The sequence below is a fragment of the Pseudomonas sp. BNK-15 genome (genome assembly GCF_047456105.1).
In the GTDB taxonomy this organism is placed as follows: Bacteria; Pseudomonadota; Gammaproteobacteria; order Pseudomonadales; family Pseudomonadaceae; genus Aquipseudomonas; species Aquipseudomonas putida_E.
In genome coordinates this window covers 565,282-581,664 of the sequence record NZ_CP179898.1, presented here as the reverse complement: position 1 = coordinate 581,664, position 16,383 = coordinate 565,282, and the positions used below count along the sequence as shown (strand labels likewise).

The following is a 16,383-nucleotide window of genomic DNA, read 5'->3' as shown; positions in this document are numbered from 1 at the left end:
GGCCCTTTCCCGGCACAAGGCCGCTCCTACAGACGAACGCAACCCCCTGTAGCGGGCTTGTGCCGCGAAAGGGCTGCGCAGCAGCCCCAGTCAATCTCAAGCCTTGTTCAGCGCCTGGGCCGCCGCGAGTACGGCATCCACATGGCCCGGCACCTTCACGCCACGCCATTCCTGGCGCAGCACACCGTCCTTGTCGATCAGGAAGGTGCTGCGGTCTACGCCCATGTACTCCTTGCCATACAGCTTCTTCAGCTTGATCACATCGAACAGCTGGCACAGGGCCTCGTCCTTGTCGCTGATCAGCTCGAACGGAAAGCCCTGCTTGGCCTTGAAGTTCTCATGCGACTTGATGCCGTCGCGCGACACGCCGAACACCACGGTGTTGGCCGCTTCGAACGCTGCATGCTGGTCGCGGAAGCCCTGGCCTTCGGTGGTGCAGCCTGGGGTGCTGTCCTTGGGGTAGAAGTACACCACTACCTGACGGCCCTTGAGCTCGGCCAGGCTGACGGTCTGGCCGCCGGTGGCCTGGGCCTGGAAATCGGCGACGGGTTGGTCGAGTGCTACTGCCATGGATGCATTCCTTAAACGGGGTTCTGTGGGCGCCAAGGCTCGATCAGCGCGTCCAGGTTGAGGGCGTCGGCAAAGTCGAGGAACTGGTCGCGCAACCAGCTGATCTGGGTGCCGGCCGGCAGGATCACGGTGAACTGGGCGTTGAGCATGCTGCTGCCAGTCTGCGGCGCCAGGTAGGTGTCGCAGGTCATGGCTTCGAGCTCGACACGGTGGTCGAGGAAGAACTGGCACAGCTCGTTGATGATGTCCGGGCGGTAGGCCGCACTGACATAGGCCACATAAGGCAGGGCCTGCGGGCGCACTTCCTGGTCGGCGCTGCGCACCACGTCGAGGGTCAGGCCGTGCTTCTTGCCCAGGCCGGGGAGGGTGGACTCCAGGCGCGCCAGGGCGTCCCAGCTGCCACCGACCTGCAATACCAGGGCGCTGGTCTCGCCATGGCGGCTCAGGCGCGAGGTGACGACCGCGCAGCGGTTCTCGAAGGCAGCGCGGCTGAGGACGTTGGCCAGCTCCATGGGGTTGGGGCCCAGGGCACTGATGACAAGGAATTGTTCGCGGACGGTGGGGGTGGACATGCAGCATTCCTAAAGCGATGAGCGGTCGGCACAGGACGGGCGAAAGCCTCCTGTCGGCAGGGCCCGAGGCTCGCATGCGAGGACGTGGACGCTGGCCGGGGAGCAAGGTCGACGGCCCGGCGGGCCGCGCTGCACCGATCAAAGGATCAAGGGTAGCGAAATAAGGCGCCGAGGGGAATGCTCCACCCGCCTGCTTCGCTTGTGCAAGGCCGATGCCCCCAGTACCATTACCGCTCTCTTTTTCCGGCAGGAGCAGTTACATGATTGCGGGCAGTATGGTGGCATTGGTCACACCCATGGATGCACAAGGGCGTCTTGATTGGGGCAGCCTCGGCAAACTTGTAGACTTCCACCTGGAAAACGGCACCCACGCGATCGTCGCCGTCGGCACCACCGGCGAGTCGGCCACCCTGAGCGTCGAAGAACACATCGAGGTCATCGAATTCGTGGTCAAGCGGGTCGCTGGCCGCATTCCGGTCATCGCCGGCACCGGTGCCAACTCCACGTCCGAAGCCGTGCACCTGACCCAGAACGCCAAGGACGCCGGCGCCGACGCCTGCCTGCTGGTGGTGCCGTACTACAACAAGCCGACCCAGGAAGGCCTGTACCTGCACTTCAAGCACATCGCCGAAGCCGTCGACATCCCGCAGATCCTCTACAACGTACCCGGCCGCACCTCCTGCGACATGCAGGCCGAGACCGTGATCCGCCTGTCGACCGTGCCCAACATCATCGGCATCAAGGAAGCCACCGGCGACCTGGCCCGTGCCAAGGCCATCCTCGATGGCGTCAGCAAGGACTTCATCGTCATGTCCGGCGACGACCCGACTGCCGTCGAGCTGATCCTGCTGGGTGGCAAAGGCAACATTTCGGTCACCGCCAACGTCGCCCCGCGCGAAATGGCCGATCTGTGCGAGGCCGCCCTTGAGGGCAACGCCGAGAAGGCCCGCGCAATCAACGAAAAACTCATGCCGCTGCACAAAGACCTGTTCTGCGAAGCCAACCCGATTCCGGTGAAATACGCGCTCGTCGAAATGGGCCTGATGCAAAAAGGCATTCGCCTGCCACTGACCTGGCTGAGCGAAGGCTGTCACGAAAAAGTCCGTACTGCCTTGCGCCAGTCCGGCGTACTGGTTTAATCGAGGAAGTACACCGCATGAAGCGACTGGCTGGTCTTTCCGCGCTCGCCCTGATCATTTCCAGCACCAGTGGGTGTGGCTGGCTGTGGGGCGAGGATGGCTATTTCCGCGACCGCGGCAGCGATTACCTGCAGGCGCACCCGACTGCACCGATGCAGCTCCCGCAGGACGCCAGCAACGTCAAGCGCCTTGACCCGCTGCTGCCGATCCCGCGCAACGTCGCCGACGATACCGCCAAGGGCGAGTTCGAAGTGCCGCGTCCGCAACCGCTGTCGGCTGGCGCCGACGTCAGCGATTTCAGCCTGCAGCGCAGCGGCAGCAGCCGTTGGGTGCTGGCCCAGCGTTCGCCGGCCGAAGTCTGGCCGGTAGCGCATCAGTTCTTCGAAGACAACGGCTTCCGTATTGCCGAAGAGCGCCCGCAGACGGGCGAGTTCACCACCACCTGGCAGCGTTTTGACGAGCTGTCGGCATCGCTCGGCCAGCGCCTGGCGAGCACCGCCAGCAATGGTGACAGCGAAGTGCGCGTGCGTGTGCGCATGGAGCCTGGCGTACAACGCAACACCTCCGAGGTGTATGTCGTCAGTGTCGAGCGCCCGGCTGGCAGCACTGCCGAGCCTGGGTTCCCGTCCGCGTCCAGCAACACGGCCGCCGATGCGCTGCTGGTCGACGAAATGCTCGCCAGCATGAACCGCAGCGCCGAGAAGGGCGGTTCGGTGTCCTTGCTGGCTGCGCGCGACTTCGATGCGCCGAGCCGCGTCAGCCTGAGCGAAGACGGCAGCGGCAACCCCGTGCTGTTCCTCGGCGCCGACCTGGACCGTGCCTGGTCCGGCGTGGGCCGTGCCCTGGAGCAGGGTGGCGAATGGCGTGTGGAAGACATCAACCGCAGCCTGGGCCTGTACTACATCAACCTGTCTGAGAAGCCCGACGACAAGCAGAACCAGCCTGGCTTCTTCAGCCGCATGTTTGGCAGCGAGCCAACCAAGGAAGAGCTTGAAGCCCGCGCCGAGCGTTACCAGGTGCGCCTGAGCAAGGTTGGCGAAAGCGTGCAGGTTACCGTCGAGAAGAACATCAACACCGTGGCCCCGGCCGATGTCGCTCGCCGCGTGCTGAGTGCCATTCAGGACCACCTGGGTTAAGTGCGCTTCGCGGTACTGGGAAGCGGCAGCCAGGGAAATGGCACGCTGATCGCCAGTGGTGACACGTTCATCCTGGTCGATTGCGGGTTTTCCCTGCGTGAAACCGAGCGGCGCCTGGCGCTGCTCGGGGTGCAGGCGTCTCAACTGAGCGCCGTGCTGGTGACCCACGAACATGCCGACCATGTGCATGGGGTGGGGTTGCTGTCGCGGCGCTACAATGTACCGGTCTACCTCAGCCAGGGCACATTGCGCGGCATGCGCAAGCCGGTGGAGGCGGCCGGTTTTCTTGCCTGTGGCGACAGCCTGAGTATCGGCTGCCTGCAAGTGAGTGCGGCGCGGGTCGAGCACGACGCCTACGAGCCGCTGCAGTACGTCATCAGCGACGGTCGCCGACGCTTTGGCATGCTCACTGACCTGGGTTCGTACGACGCGCTGTTGCTTGAGCGCTATCAGGGCCTGGATGCACTGCTGATCGAGGCCAATCATTGCCGCGACATGCTGGCCCGCGGGCACTACCCGTACTTCCTCAAGCAGCGGGTCGGCGGCATGCAAGGACATTTGAACAACCACCAGGCCGCGCGCCTGGTGGACGAGTTGGGGTGGAGCAACCTGCAGCACCTGGTGCTGGCCCACCTCAGCAGCAAGAACAACCTGCCACATCTGGCCCGCCAGTGCTTCGTCGACACCCTTGGGTGCGACCCGGACTGGCTCCAGGTGGCGAATCAGGAACACGGGCTCGACTGGCGCGAAATCGCCTAGCCCAACCACTCAAGCAAGCGGAGCCCAATCATGGAAAAACGCGAAGAACTCTACCGCGGCAAGGCCAAATCGGTTTACAAGACCGACGACGCCGACCGCTTGATCCTGCTGTTCCGCAACGACACCTCGGCGTTCGACGGCAAGCGCATCGAACAACTGGACCGCAAAGGCATGGTGAACAACAAGTTCAATGCCTTCATCATGCAGAAGCTCGAAGAAGCCGGCGTGCCGACCCAGTTCGACAAGCTGCTGGGCGACAACGAGTGCCTGGTCAAGAAGCTGGACATGATCCCGGTCGAGTGCGTAGTGCGTAACTATGCCGCCGGCAGCCTGGTCAAGCGCCTGGGCGTGGAGGAGGGCATCAAGCTCGAACCGTCCACCTTCGAACTGTTCCTGAAGAACGACGAGAAGGGCGACCCGTTCATCAACGAATCCCACGTTGTCGCTTTCGGCTGGGGCACCGCCGAGCAACTGGCAGAGATGAAGAAGCTGTCGCTGAAGGTCAACGAAGTGCTGAACAAGCTGTTCGATGACGCCGGCCTGCTGCTGGTCGACTTCAAGCTGGAGTTCGGTGTATTCCACGGCCAGATCGTCCTGGGTGACGAGTTCAGCCCGGACGGCTGCCGCCTGTGGGACAAAGAAACCCGCAAGAAGATGGACAAGGACCGCTTCCGCCAGGGCCTGGGCGATGTGATCGAAGCCTACGAAGAAGTTGCCAAGCGCCTGGGCGTGCCGCTGTAAGCGGCGCATTCACGCAAGCGCCTGATACCACGCGGTTTTTTTGAAAATAAAGGTTTGCGTTTTCAGAATTCGCTGGTATGATGCGCGGCATTGGAGAGATGCCGGAGTGGTCGAACGGGACGGATTCGAAATCCGTTGTACTGGCAACAGTACCTAGGGTTCAAATCCCTATCTCTCCGCCATATTTAAAGGGTTGGAGGTTTTTTTCCAACTTTTTACGAAGTGGCGAAAATGGTGGTGATCCCACTATGATCCCACTTTTTCTAAAAGCCCAATCCCACGATTGGGCTTTTTTCGTTGTGCCGATTTTACCTCGAAAGCCTACGCCAAATCCTCAGGCTGGCAATTTCCAGAGCACCTCTTTCCTCCCATCACAGTCAGCGCGAGTCCACTCGCCAGCGTCCACAGAGATCATCGTGAGAAGGCGGTAGGGGAGGTGGTGGGAGCGGTCTCGCTGAAAGAGCTTGCAGCGCCCTCGCAGCGATTTCCATTAGCCGACCCGTTAGCAGTCTAGCCAATCAGTCTGAATGCTCAAATTAGACACGCCAGGGCTCCGTGGCATGGGGTACGCGAGTAGCAGGCGAATCGCAGTACTGGCCTTCAGAACGAGTGAGCATGCTTGTATGGCGGTGTCTGAGCAGTAGTGAGTTTAGCGCTTGATTGGGCAATTCCCAATTTTCTCGAATGAAAAGTTTTGTTGCACAGTATGATTCTGCCGGTCAACTTAGCCCGTCGGTTGGGGCCGAAAGTGTACGTCTTTAATTCCGAAATTACGTACCGCTGGTAATCTATTATCAGCCTGCATCTAATTCGGGGCTTGACGTGATAAGAAAACTCTGAAATATTTTATATATCGCTTATCTTTTTAAGTGGCTTTTACTGTGGTTCGCCACAGATTTTAGCTTCATCTCCTTTGCATGGCAGTCAGTAAAGTATTTACGCTCAAAGGAGAGCATTATGCACAACCAAAAGAAACGCCAGTCCCTTGCAGTTGGCTCTAAATACCCTTTGCCGCTCGCTTGCTATGAGGGTGCTTCTGCACAGTTCTTTATCGATGACTCATTTCTTCTTCAGGTATGCCTCCCCGGCATGCTCAAGTCTGAAGTGAAATGCCTACGTTCGGGCTCAGTTAAAGTCGGGTATAGGCTTGAAGGGTTTCTGATCATCATCTTGTTCCGGATTGATGACATGGAGTTTGAGTGCCCATTCGACCCTCGGTTGATCCCTGAGGCCAAATACACTCCCTCCAGTTTCCCCACTCCAAATACCAGAATCCAGGTTGATCTGCACGCTGTCGACACCCAGGCAAAAGTTCTAAAAGTACTAAGGTCGTTTACCCTGCCCGCTGAGTTTTCCAAGGAGGTTTCAAGTCTCGTGGATTTCGTTTGGGAAGGATATGTGTCTGAGCACTCTTTGGGCGAGCTTGTCTTTATTCCAGCCAGTAGCTTGATAGGGACAGTGAAAATGTATCAGTGCGGCGGAGACTAAGCATTCGCATTAATGCGTAAGCTTACGATCCCTACCATAACGGATAACGCATTTCGAGTTTCTATCACTGTGCGATCGCAGGACTGACCCGGCTCTGCCGGAATGTTTCCAGTCTCGATTGGGGCTTGAGCTATGCCCTCTATGTGTGAGGCGAGGGCGTAGCCATCCAGTGAGGTATTAGACGGGATCTAGGGGCATAGGGCACCTCTGGCTAATGCTCGACTACGGATCGCTATCGGCCATTTGCAGTCGTTATCGAACGGCTGCAATGGGTCCAGGCTGTGTGAAAACCCAAACGGGTCTCTGAAGATCGCGAGCGTACGTGAAATCTGAAATGGCTTGGTCTTATTCAGCTAACCCAGATTTCGCGCAGGAGCGCGAAATTCTGGTCATTTTCTAACCAGCCGGATCGCGCCAAGCGTTTTCACACAGCCTGGACCCTAAATGGACATCAATCAAAAACCGCTCTTGGTGAAATTTGAATTGCATAACCGTCGGCACTTCCAATAAGTGCAACCAGCCGATTGGCCTTAATCACTTACACGAGCATTGAGGGTAATGACGGGGCCGAAAGTGAGCAGTGGACGTAGCTTATCCATAACACTGGAGACATGCCGGTTGGCAGCGTGCTCTTCGACAGCCTGCTGGTTCATCCAGCCATCGATAATGTAAAACGTATTGGGTGCCTTGAAGCTCTGATAGAGGTTGTAATACAGGCAGCCGGGTTCCGCTCTTGCCGGTTCGACAAATCGCATGATCAACGCTTTGACCCGGTCGATATTGCAGTCATTGCAGCGAAGCTCGCAGATGATGTGCCGCTCTTCGGATTTGCTGCTTTGCATGTTTGTATCCTGGATCTAGAGGAGCCCTTAGCTGACGCGAAACGACCGATTCGCGGCCGCCGATTCGACGTACATCGCCGGAATTGCTTGGCGACTTACTCGGAGCGCTTTTCGAATATGCCTTTGGCTATCGCAGCCGCCGACATTGCGTTCGGCCAGCCGGCGTAGAAGGCCAGATGGGTAATGACTTCAGCGGCCTGAATTTGGGTCAGGCCATTGTCCATGGCTTTATTCACGTGAAAGGGAATTTGAGCGGCTTGCCCCACTGCAACCAGGGCTGCGACCGTGACCAGACAGCGATCACGCGGAGTTAGCGTCGGGCGCAGCCACAGGTCATGGAACAGTACCGAAGTGGTATAGCCTGCAAGCGCTTCGAATGCAGGGCCGATCATCTGTTCTACCGCCGCCACGCGCATCTGCTCAAAGGTTTCGTCGACGGGGAGCATGCTGTCCTGTACATCCGCCAAAGCGGTTCGGGCGATATCGCGGGCCTCAAATACGTCTTTGGCGATGGATGCGGCTAATGTGGCACTGCCCCAGCCTGAATAGAATGCTAGATGAGTGATGACTTCACTCAGTTCGGTGGGCGTAACACCATTGTCCAACGCCAAATCGAATTGGCGGACCATTTCGGCTGGCTGATGCAGCGCAATCAAGGCGGCAACGGTCACGATGCTGCGATCCCGGGGCAGCAATTGGGGACGCTGCCATATCTCTTCCAGAAGCACGTCTTGGGTGTAGCGTACAAATGCCGGTACGGCGAAGTCCGCTTTGTCTGATTTCATAGTGAATGATCGCTCGTGCAGATGAATAGTTGGAAACGAGCGCGTGACGCTGGCTCTAAGAAACAGCGTCACGCGCTGAAGAATGCTTAACGGTTGATGGTTTTCATCATCTGCGCGTTATAACGCTCACCTTGCACAGGCACCTCTGCCAGAACCTCACTGAGTTCACGAAGGTCTTCTGCGGTCAATTGCACGTATGCTCCGCCTACGTTTTCTTCCAGGCGATGCAGCTTGGTGGTACCGGGGATAGGTGAAATCCACGGCTTTTGTGCCAGCAGCCAAGCCAATGCTATCTGAGCCGAGGTTACTTGCTTGCGCTGGGCGATTTCACCAATCAGGGCGACGAGATGGTGGTTAGCCTCCCGGGCACCGTCAGCAAAACGAGGCAGATTGTTCCGTACATCACCGCTGGAGAAGGTCGTGCTGGCATCAATTTTCCCGCTCAGGAAACCCTTACCCAGGGGGCTGAAGGGAATGAAACCAACCCCGAGCGCTTCAAGGGTTGGAATAATTTCCAGTTCAGGCTCGCGGGTAAACATCGAATACTCGCTTTGAAGCGCTGACAGCGGCTGTACCGCATGGGCGCGACGGATAGCGTCTACGCCGGCTTCACACATGCCAAAATATTTGACCTTACCTTCCTTGATGAGGTCGCGCACGGCCCCGGCAACATCCTCCATGGGGACGTTAGGATCAACGCGATGTTGGTAAAACAGGTCAATGCAGTCGGTCTTCAGGCGCTTGAGTGACTCTTCCGCTACCTGTCGGATGCGCTCCGGCCGACTGTCCAGCCCAGCAACGGGATTGCCGTCTTTGAAACCGAATTTTGTCGCGATGACGATCTGCTCGCGGAATGGTTGAACGGCTTCGCCCACCATTTCTTCGTTGACTTGCCCATAGGCTTCGGCCGAATCGAAGAGAGTGACACCATGCTCAAAAGCCGCCCTGATGAGTTTGATTGCTTCCGCTTTGTCAGTGGCGGGGCCATAGCCGAATGTCAGGCCCATGCAGCCCAGACCAATGGCTGAAACCTCGAGGCCGTTGCTGCCGATTTTGCGCTTTTGCATCATCCATCTCCTTTGAAGGTATGAGAAACCAACCCTCAAACTGTCGGGTTACTGGGGATGCAGCTACTTTAAAAACACCTTATACATTCAAGAAGTGGCATACTGAGATAACCGGCATGAGATAAATTCATAGTGGCCCAGTACGATTTCAACAGCCTTTCGGTGTTTATCACCGTAGCGCGTGAGCGCAGTTTCACTAGGGCCGCTGCCCATCTGGGTGTGTCCCAATCCGCTATCAGTCATAGCATCCGCAGTCTTGAAGAGCGTCTCGGGATTCGCTTGCTTACCCGCACAACACGCGGTGCGTCGCCGACCGAAGCTGGCGAGCGTTTGCTCGGCAGCCTCGTGCCTTACTACGAGGGAATAGAAGCCGAAGTCGCCGCGTTGGGAGAGCTGCGCGACAAGCCATCAGGGACTATTCGGATAACGTCCCACGACCATGCCGCATCCACCATTCTCTGGCCGAAACTATCTAGGTTGCTGCCGGATTATCCCGACCTCACCTTGGAGATCAACATCGGCTACGGGTTGATCGATATCGTCGCTGAACGTTATGACGCGGGGGTACGGATAGGCGATCAGGTGGCAAAGGATATGATCGCTGTGAGGATTTCCCCTGACTTTCGCATGGCTGTGGTGGGCGCGCCCGGGTACTTCGACCAACGCAAAAAGCCACAAGTCCCCCAGGATCTGACCACCCATAACTGCGCGAACCTGCGTTTACCCACCCACGGTGGCCTGTATGCCTGGGAGTTTTCAAAGGCTGGTAAAGCGCTGAATGTTCAGGTGCCAGGGCAGATGATCTTCAATACCTCCTCCCAGACAATGGCCGCCGCATTGGAAGGGTACGGTTTGGCTTATGCGCCGGAGGATGTTGTCCAGCCGTACGTCAAGAGTGGCCGATTGGTCCGTGTTCTTGAGGATTGGGCGCCGACGTTTCCGGGGTATCACTTTTACTACCCGAGTCGGAGGCAATCCTTGCCAGCCTTCGCACTTGTAGCCAACGCTCTCCGCTACAGGGATTAGGGCCTCCTTGAACAGATCCTGATCGTGTCCCGGGAAGTGGTGTAACTGAACCAGCCGAAGGCGCCCTGCGGGCGAAAGAGGATGGTCATCGTGGTTCTTGGCTAACGTTGAGTTTGCGAAGACCAAACACTCACCAGAGAAACCACGATGACCAAGCCCACTATCGCATTGACCGAGTTGGTTGAGAAAGGGGCAGACGCTGATCTGCTCAAGCAAATGATCCAGTTCGTTGCCCAGCGCATGATGGAGTTCGATGTCGAAGGCCTGTGCGGCGCGGGCTTCGATGTCAAAAGCCCAGACCGGACAAATAGCCGTAATGGCTACCGTGATCGCCTTTGGCAAACCCGCGCCGGCGACGTTGACCTGAAGATCCCGAAGCTGCGCCAAGGCAGCTACTTTCCTGGCTTCCTCGAACCCCGACGTACCGCCGAGAAGGCCATGGCGGCGGTGATCCAGGAAGCCTACATCCAAGGCGTTTCAACGCGTTCGGTGGACGAGCTGGTCAAGGCCATGGGCATGACCGGTATCTCCAAAAGCCAGGTTTCACGGCTAGCTGGTGAGATCGATGAGCGCGTTCACGCTTTCCTTGATCGCCCGCTTGAAGGCGACTGGCCCTATCTCTGGATCGATGCCACCTACGTCAAGGTGCGGGAGGCCGGGCGCATCGTCTCGGTCGCCGTAATAATCGCCGTGGCCGTGAACACCGACGGTGGCCGCGAAGTCCTGGGCATGCGGGTTGGGCCGTCAGAGGCTGAGCCGTTCTGGACAGACTTCCTGCGCAGCCTCATGCGACGTGGCTTGCGGGGCGTGAAGCTTGTCATCTCCGACGCCCACGAAGGGCTCAAGGCGGCTGTTTCCAAGGTATTCAACGCGACCTGGCAGTGCTGCCGTGTGCATTTCATGCGCAATGCCATGGCCCACGTCGGCAAAGGTCAGCGCACCATGGTAGCGGCGCTGCTGCGCACGGTCTTCGCCCAGGACAGCCGTGCCGAATGCCATCAGCAATGGCGGTTGGTCGCCGATCAACTGCGCGAAAAGTACCCGAAGATCGCGACGCTCATGGACGGCTGTGAGGATGAAGTGCTGGCTCACATGGCGTTTCCCAAGGCACACCGGCAGCAGTTACACAGCACCAACCCGCTTGAACGGCTCAACGCTGAAATCAAACGCCGCACCGATGTCGTGGGGATTTTCCCCAACGATCCGGCCATCACACGGCTGGTAGGCGCGATGCTGCTGGAGCAGAACGACGAGTGGTGCCTGCAAAGACGTTACATGCAGTTGGAGGCCTTCGAAGCGGTCAGCGATAATCCACAAGCCAAGCTGTCAGCTGTGATCAACTAAACGGCGAACTCAATGGCCAGAGCCATGATGAGTTACACCACTTCCTGGGACACGATCCTAGGTTGTTTGCCATTATTGCATTCCTGTTTCCGATTGTACGTATTTATTGTACGTAAAATCTTTATCAAAGCCAGCAAATGCAGGGGTTTATGGGGTTTTTGACCTGGGGTTGAGCTTCCCTATCTCTCCGCCATGCATGTGGTAGATAAAGCCCCTGAAAACGATAAGTTTTCAGGGGCTTTTTCGTTGTGCCCGAGTTAAATCTCAAAGCATCGCCGGGCGCATGGCCGGGCCCTGTCGCCGCTAGCGACGGGGCCTGCCGGATCGGATCAGAGCGCCAGGCCGACCTTTGCGGCACTCCCGGATTTTTCGTAGCTCGGCCCTAGTGCAATGTCTGTGGCTCCGTGGGCGAATCCGCTTGCCTGTGCAGTTGCATCAGCGCCGATTCCAGCAGCGCATGCGCAACTTCCATTTCATGGATGACCGCCCGCATCACGATCGAGTTGTGCGAGGTCGGTGTCAGTCGCACGGACTGGCGGGCTACGGACAAGGCGCAGATCACGTATTCCGAGGTCTGAACCAGGGTGTCCTGCAGCATGTACGAGGGATCGAGGGGGGAGGGTGGATCGGGGACTATCTTGCGCATACACATCTCCAGGATCAGTGGGGCTGCCGCAAGCTTGCTGTCAAACAAGAGGGTGGCAGCTGTACATGGGTTGACAGACCGAGGATCCCGGAGCAACTCGGCGCACACGAATGTGCCCCATGTACAGCCGCCATAGGCTGTAAATGCGCGCGGGATAAGTTATCAGCCTGTCAAAGCCGGTCGCTGAGGTGTCAACGACGAACCGAGACTAGGCCGCAATCCGAGCGCTCGCAATGGGTTGGCAGCGCCGGCAATATAATTCGGAAATGGACTACAGGGAATGGGAAAAATCGGAGTTAAATGTGTAGGACCGGAGGCGTGCCAGGCGTGAATATTCTTCCGTGGCATGCAATAAAGCCCCTGAAAGCGATGAGCTGTCAGAGGCCTTATCTTTATGCGTTTCCCCTCCCGATGGGGCGTACTCAAGCGCACAAGCGTTGTGCAATAAGCGCCTCCAGTTTGCTCTGGTCCGCGGCAAACCCTCGAATCCCTTCGGCCAGCTGCGCGGTTGCCATTGCGTCCTCGTTCATCTGCCAGCGAAAATCGGCCTCGCTCAGTGGTGGTGGCGGCGCCTGATGGTCGGCGGGGGCGGCGAGCGCGGCCTGCAGGCTGCCCTCGGTCACTGCCAGCTCTTCCAGCAGTGCGGGGCTGATCGTCAGCCGATCGCAACCTGCCAAAGCAACGATTTCACCGACGTTGCGAAAGCTAGCCCCCATCACCGAAGTCGCGTAACCGTGGCGTCGCATGAAGCGGTAACTGGCCGCCACCAATTGAACCCCAGGCTCCGACGCCGGCGCGTACTCCTTGTCCGGATAAGCGCGGCGATGCCAGTCCAGCACCCGGCCAACAAAAGGCGAGATCAGGAATGCGCCGGCTTCGGCGCAGGCGCGTGCCTGGGCGAGGTTGAAGATCAACGTCAAGTTGCACTGGATGCCCTCACGCTCCAGTTCGCTGGCCGCGCGAATGCCCTCCCAGGTGGCGGCGAGCTTGATGAGGAAGCGCTCACGTGGAACGCCCGCCGCCTCGTACAGTGCGACCAGGCGCCTGGCCTTGGCCAGGCTTGCCTGCTTATCGAAGGACAGCCGCGCATCGACCTCGCTCGATACCCTGCCGGGCACGTGCTGCAACAGGTCGCAGCCCAAAGCAACGATCAGTTGGTCGGACAGTTGATCGATTGCCTGCGCATGCGGCAGGCCGGCAGCTTTCGTCAGGGCGCAGAGGTCATCGAGCAATGTGTCGTAGTGGCCCGACACCACGGCCTTGAGCACCAGTGAGGGGTTGGTGGTTGCATCATGAGGGGTGAAGCGGCGAACGGCCTGAAGGTCGCCGGTGTCGGCGACCACTGTGCTGTACTGCTCCAACTGGCTGAGCAAAGTTGGCATGCTGGAACCCTTTGGTGGTTGATGTCAGACGGCCATGGGCTGTGCGGGGTGCGATGGCTCGGGCAGGGGCGTGGCCTGGTCTGCCAGCCCATGCATGATGGGTTTCAGGGCGTGGTAGGCCGCGCAGTAATGAACGAACATCTGGTCATACAGGGCTTTGTTCGCGGGGTTGGGGTCGGCCCGTCGGCGCAGGGTGCGCCAGTTGCGGATAGCTTCGACGTCCTCGATGGCGCCGATTGCCAGTGCCGCGAGCATGGCGCCACCCAGCGGCGCTTCGACCTGCTGCTCGATGGTGAACACGGCATGGCCGGTGATATCGGCGATGATCTGCATCCACAGGTTCGACGCCGTGCCACCCCCTACCACGATCAAGTGCGGATCAAGCTGCAGCCCTGCCTGGTTGCCCATTTGCATGTTGTGACGCAAGGCAAACGCCAGCCCCTCCAGTACTGCGCGGTACAGATGAGCCTTGTGGTGGAACAGCGACAGCCCTATATAGGCCCCCGATGCCTTGGCATCCCAGATGGGGCTGCGCTCGCCCATCAGGTAGGGCAGGAACAACAGGCCTTCTGCACCGGCGGGCGTCTTGGCAGCGTCCTGCTCCATCAGTTGGTGCACCTCGGCGCCAGGCGACAGGGCAGCGGCCTGCTTTTCCTGTGCACAGAACTGCTCACGGAACCAGCTGATTGCGGCACCGGCGGTAATGGCGCCGCCGAAACTGTAGGTGTTGGCGCCAGCATCGTAGACGTAAGGCATGTTGATCAGCCCTTTGCAGGCAGCGCTGCGCTGCTTGATGAAGCCCCAGCACATGCTGGTGCCCAGCATCGCGACATGGTTGCCTGGCGCAATGACCCCTGCGGCCAGTGTGGCCATCGCTGCATCGACTCCGCCGGCAACTACCTTGGTGCCTGGCTGTAGCCCTAGCCGCTGCGCCGCAGCCGGTAGCAGGCTGCCAATGACCTGCCCGGGCGCAACCAGGCGTTGCGGCATCAGGTGGGCGTCGATGCCCAGGGCATCGAGCATCAGAGGCGACCAGCCACGCGTTGCGAGGTCGTAGATGCCGCCGATATTGCCCGCTGAACTGTGGTCCACGGCCAGCTCGCCGGTCAGGTGGTACTGCACAAAGCTGTTGGGCGGCAGCAGGTAGCGCGCCTTGGCCCAGACCTCTGGCTGGTTGCGCTTGATCCACAGCATCTTGGTATAGCCGTAGTAGCTGTCGACACCGTTGCCCGTTATGCGCTGCAACTGTTCCACATCCACATTTTCGCGCACCCATTCGGCCTCGGCGATGGCCCGGCGGTCCATCCAGATGAGGCAGGGGTGAAGGGGGTTGATGTCGGCGTCCACCGGGATGCCCGAGCCCCCGTAGAGGCTGCTGATGCAGATGGCTTTGATCTGGGCGGCTGGTACTTGGCTGCGGCGGATGCTGGTCGCGACAGTTTCGTAGACAGCGTCCAGCCACACCTGCGGCCATTGCTGCGCCCACAACGGTCGAGGTTGCTCGACCTGGTAGCTGACGCAGGCCTGGGCCAGCATTCCACCCTCGGTTGACATCAAGAGAGCCTTGGTACTTTGCGTGCCGATGTCGACACCAATCACGTAGTCCATTGTTGTCCCTTTTATTATTGGCGTGGTGGTTTATGTAGACGTGAACATTTTTTTGGCGATTTTATCCGACGGCAGTTTCAAGTCGCGGCTGATCAATCCATGGTTGCAAATGTTAACGTCAACATTTCGGGACGCTAGCACAACACGATTGTCACCACAATACGCATGCACGGTTGTGGCCTGGCGTACAATCGCTGAAAATCACGGCGCCCGCAGCCAGCCACCATCGAGCGTTCATGACCAGACCAGGCAAAGCCACCATCACCGACATCGCCAAACGCGTGAACATGACTACCGTCACGGTGTCGCGGGCGCTCAACCAGCCAGAGAAGGTCAAGAAGCAGACGCTGGAGCTCATCCTCAAGGTGGCCAAAGAGCTCAACTACGTGCCCAATGCCTTTGCCCGCAACCTCAAGAATCGCGAGAGCCGGCTGCTGGGCCTGGTCACGGCAAGCCTGGAAAACCCGTTCTACGGCGAGATCATCAAGGCGATAACGCGCGAGGCGAAGAAGCGCGACTACACCTTGATGCTGTTCGATACCGATGGCTCGCCAGAGCTGGAGGCGCGGGCGATCGATACGCTGCTCAGCTATCAGGTCGCAGGGGTGATCCTCTCGGTGATCAGCGACGACGACCAATACCAGCCGAGCTATCTGGCCAAGCTGGAGATGGCCGCCATCCCGGTCGTCCAGATCGACCGCCAGCTCACAGGTGCGCCGTTTGCCGGCGTCTACCTGGACAACGAGCAGAGCGGCTATCAGGGCGCGCGCGCGTTGTTGGCACAGGGGCGGCGCCGGCTGCTGGTCGTCGCCGGGCCGCAACGCTCGAAGATTTCCCTGGCGCGGCTGGCAGGCATTCGACGCGCATTGGAGCAGTGGCCAGAGCCTACCGTGCTGGAGGTCGTGCATGGGGACTACACCCAGGCGCCGGCACGTGATGTGGTGCGTAGTTACCTGCAAAGTGGCAAGTGGCCCGATGTCATCTTTGGCCTCAATGCGCTCATGACCTTGGGCGCGCTGCAGGCCATGCGCGAGGTTGGCTTGAGCCGCAATGACATAGCGCTGTTCAGCATCGACCAGGTGCACTATGCCGAGATCTATGGCCAGCCCATCCCTTGCATCAGCCATAGCAGCGTCGAGTTGGGTGTAGGCGCGATCAACCTGTTGCTTGGCCAGATCGACGATCCTTCGCAACCGCTGCGCGACCAAGTCATTGAAGGGCAGCTACTGCTCTGACCTGCCAACCACTGGCGGGTACATATCTGGTTAAAAATGTAGA

At 59.0% G+C, this 16,383-nt stretch carries 16 protein-coding genes and 1 tRNA gene; 9 read left to right on the top strand and 8 right to left on the bottom strand.

All coding sequences use genetic code 11. From position 1 onward, the window contains the following. Positions 1-96: 96 nt before the first annotated feature. Together ACMGF5_RS02580 and ACMGF5_RS02575 are read right to left on the bottom strand one after the other, a co-directional pair. The gene (locus ACMGF5_RS02580; protein WP_039605383.1) at positions 97-570 is read right to left on the bottom strand and encodes a peroxiredoxin; all 474 of its coding nucleotides are present in this window, start codon (positions 568-570) and stop codon (positions 97-99) included. Between the two features lie 11 nt (positions 571-581). Then, positions 582-1,142 carry a glycine cleavage system protein R gene (locus tag ACMGF5_RS02575; RefSeq protein ID WP_008097509.1) on the bottom strand — a complete coding sequence of 187 codons (561 nt, stop codon included), beginning with the start codon at positions 1,140-1,142 and terminating at the stop codon, positions 582-584. Positions 1,143-1,402: 260 nt separating this feature from the next. Between ACMGF5_RS02575 and dapA the strand changes: the two genes are divergently transcribed. From dapA to ACMGF5_RS02545, 6 genes are all read left to right on the top strand, one after another. Continuing rightward, positions 1,403-2,281 carry a 4-hydroxy-tetrahydrodipicolinate synthase gene (gene dapA, locus ACMGF5_RS02570; protein WP_012315797.1) on the top strand — a complete coding sequence of 293 codons (879 nt, stop codon included), beginning with the start codon at positions 1,403-1,405 and terminating at the stop codon, positions 2,279-2,281. A gap of 17 nt (positions 2,282-2,298) precedes the next feature. Then, positions 2,299-3,417: an outer membrane protein assembly factor BamC gene (gene bamC / locus ACMGF5_RS02565; RefSeq protein ID WP_196996893.1), complete on the top strand. Its 1,119-nt coding sequence runs from the start codon at positions 2,299-2,301 to the stop codon at positions 3,415-3,417. Next, the gene (locus ACMGF5_RS02560; protein WP_115274069.1) at positions 3,418-4,176 is read left to right on the top strand and encodes an MBL fold metallo-hydrolase; all 759 of its coding nucleotides are present in this window, start codon (positions 3,418-3,420) and stop codon (positions 4,174-4,176) included. Between the two features lie 30 nt (positions 4,177-4,206). Next, positions 4,207-4,917, top strand: a complete 711-nt coding sequence (gene purC, locus ACMGF5_RS02555; protein WP_012315794.1) for a phosphoribosylaminoimidazolesuccinocarboxamide synthase — start codon at positions 4,207-4,209, stop codon at positions 4,915-4,917. A 92-nt stretch (positions 4,918-5,009) separates the two neighbouring features. Continuing rightward, positions 5,010-5,099, top strand: a tRNA-Ser gene (locus tag ACMGF5_RS02550). Between the two features lie 775 nt (positions 5,100-5,874). After that, positions 5,875-6,405 carry a hypothetical protein gene (locus tag ACMGF5_RS02545; RefSeq protein WP_346640884.1) on the top strand — a complete coding sequence of 177 codons (531 nt, stop codon included), beginning with the start codon at positions 5,875-5,877 and terminating at the stop codon, positions 6,403-6,405. Between the two features lie 530 nt (positions 6,406-6,935). On the opposite strand, the gene ACMGF5_RS02540 is transcribed toward ACMGF5_RS02545, so the two are convergent. The 3 genes from ACMGF5_RS02540 to ACMGF5_RS02530 all read right to left on the bottom strand — a co-directional run bounded on the left by ACMGF5_RS02540 (position 6,936) and on the right by ACMGF5_RS02530 (position 9,099). Then, complete coding sequence (locus tag ACMGF5_RS02540; protein WP_115274240.1) at positions 6,936-7,247, bottom strand: putative quinol monooxygenase; 312 nt, start codon at positions 7,245-7,247, stop codon at positions 6,936-6,938. Between the two features lie 95 nt (positions 7,248-7,342). Beyond that, the gene (locus ACMGF5_RS02535; protein ID WP_254466040.1) at positions 7,343-8,032 is read right to left on the bottom strand and encodes a carboxymuconolactone decarboxylase family protein; all 690 of its coding nucleotides are present in this window, start codon (positions 8,030-8,032) and stop codon (positions 7,343-7,345) included. Between the two features lie 86 nt (positions 8,033-8,118). Beyond that, positions 8,119-9,099 carry an aldo/keto reductase gene (locus ACMGF5_RS02530; protein ID WP_115274238.1) on the bottom strand — a complete coding sequence of 327 codons (981 nt, stop codon included), beginning with the start codon at positions 9,097-9,099 and terminating at the stop codon, positions 8,119-8,121. Positions 9,100-9,231: 132 nt separating this feature from the next. Between ACMGF5_RS02530 and ACMGF5_RS02525 the strand changes: the two genes are divergently transcribed. Together ACMGF5_RS02525 and ACMGF5_RS02520 are read left to right on the top strand one after the other, a co-directional pair. After that, positions 9,232-10,125 (top strand): LysR family transcriptional regulator, encoded by an 894-nt coding sequence (locus tag ACMGF5_RS02525; protein ID WP_115274237.1) that lies wholly within the window; start codon positions 9,232-9,234, stop codon positions 10,123-10,125. Between the two features lie 147 nt (positions 10,126-10,272). Beyond that, positions 10,273-11,469 carry an IS256 family transposase gene (locus tag ACMGF5_RS02520; protein ID WP_414157553.1) on the top strand — a complete coding sequence of 399 codons (1,197 nt, stop codon included), beginning with the start codon at positions 10,273-10,275 and terminating at the stop codon, positions 11,467-11,469. Between the two features lie 382 nt (positions 11,470-11,851). On the opposite strand, the gene ACMGF5_RS02515 is transcribed toward ACMGF5_RS02520, so the two are convergent. The 3 genes from ACMGF5_RS02515 to ACMGF5_RS02505 form a co-directional block, all read right to left on the bottom strand. Further along, complete coding sequence (locus ACMGF5_RS02515; protein WP_012315739.1) at positions 11,852-12,115, bottom strand: hypothetical protein; 264 nt, start codon at positions 12,113-12,115, stop codon at positions 11,852-11,854. 422 nt (positions 12,116-12,537) lie between these two features. Further along, positions 12,538-13,497, bottom strand: coding sequence for a transaldolase (tal, locus tag ACMGF5_RS02510; protein WP_414157552.1), 960 nt, complete (start codon positions 13,495-13,497; stop codon positions 12,538-12,540). Between the two features lie 24 nt (positions 13,498-13,521). Then, the gene (locus tag ACMGF5_RS02505; RefSeq protein ID WP_204918672.1) at positions 13,522-15,105 is read right to left on the bottom strand and encodes an FGGY-family carbohydrate kinase; all 1,584 of its coding nucleotides are present in this window, start codon (positions 15,103-15,105) and stop codon (positions 13,522-13,524) included. 236 nt (positions 15,106-15,341) lie between these two features. Between ACMGF5_RS02505 and ACMGF5_RS02500 the strand changes: the two genes are divergently transcribed. Further along, positions 15,342-16,340: a LacI family DNA-binding transcriptional regulator gene (locus tag ACMGF5_RS02500; RefSeq protein WP_046787999.1), complete on the top strand. Its 999-nt coding sequence runs from the start codon at positions 15,342-15,344 to the stop codon at positions 16,338-16,340. Positions 16,341-16,383 lie beyond the last annotated feature (43 nt).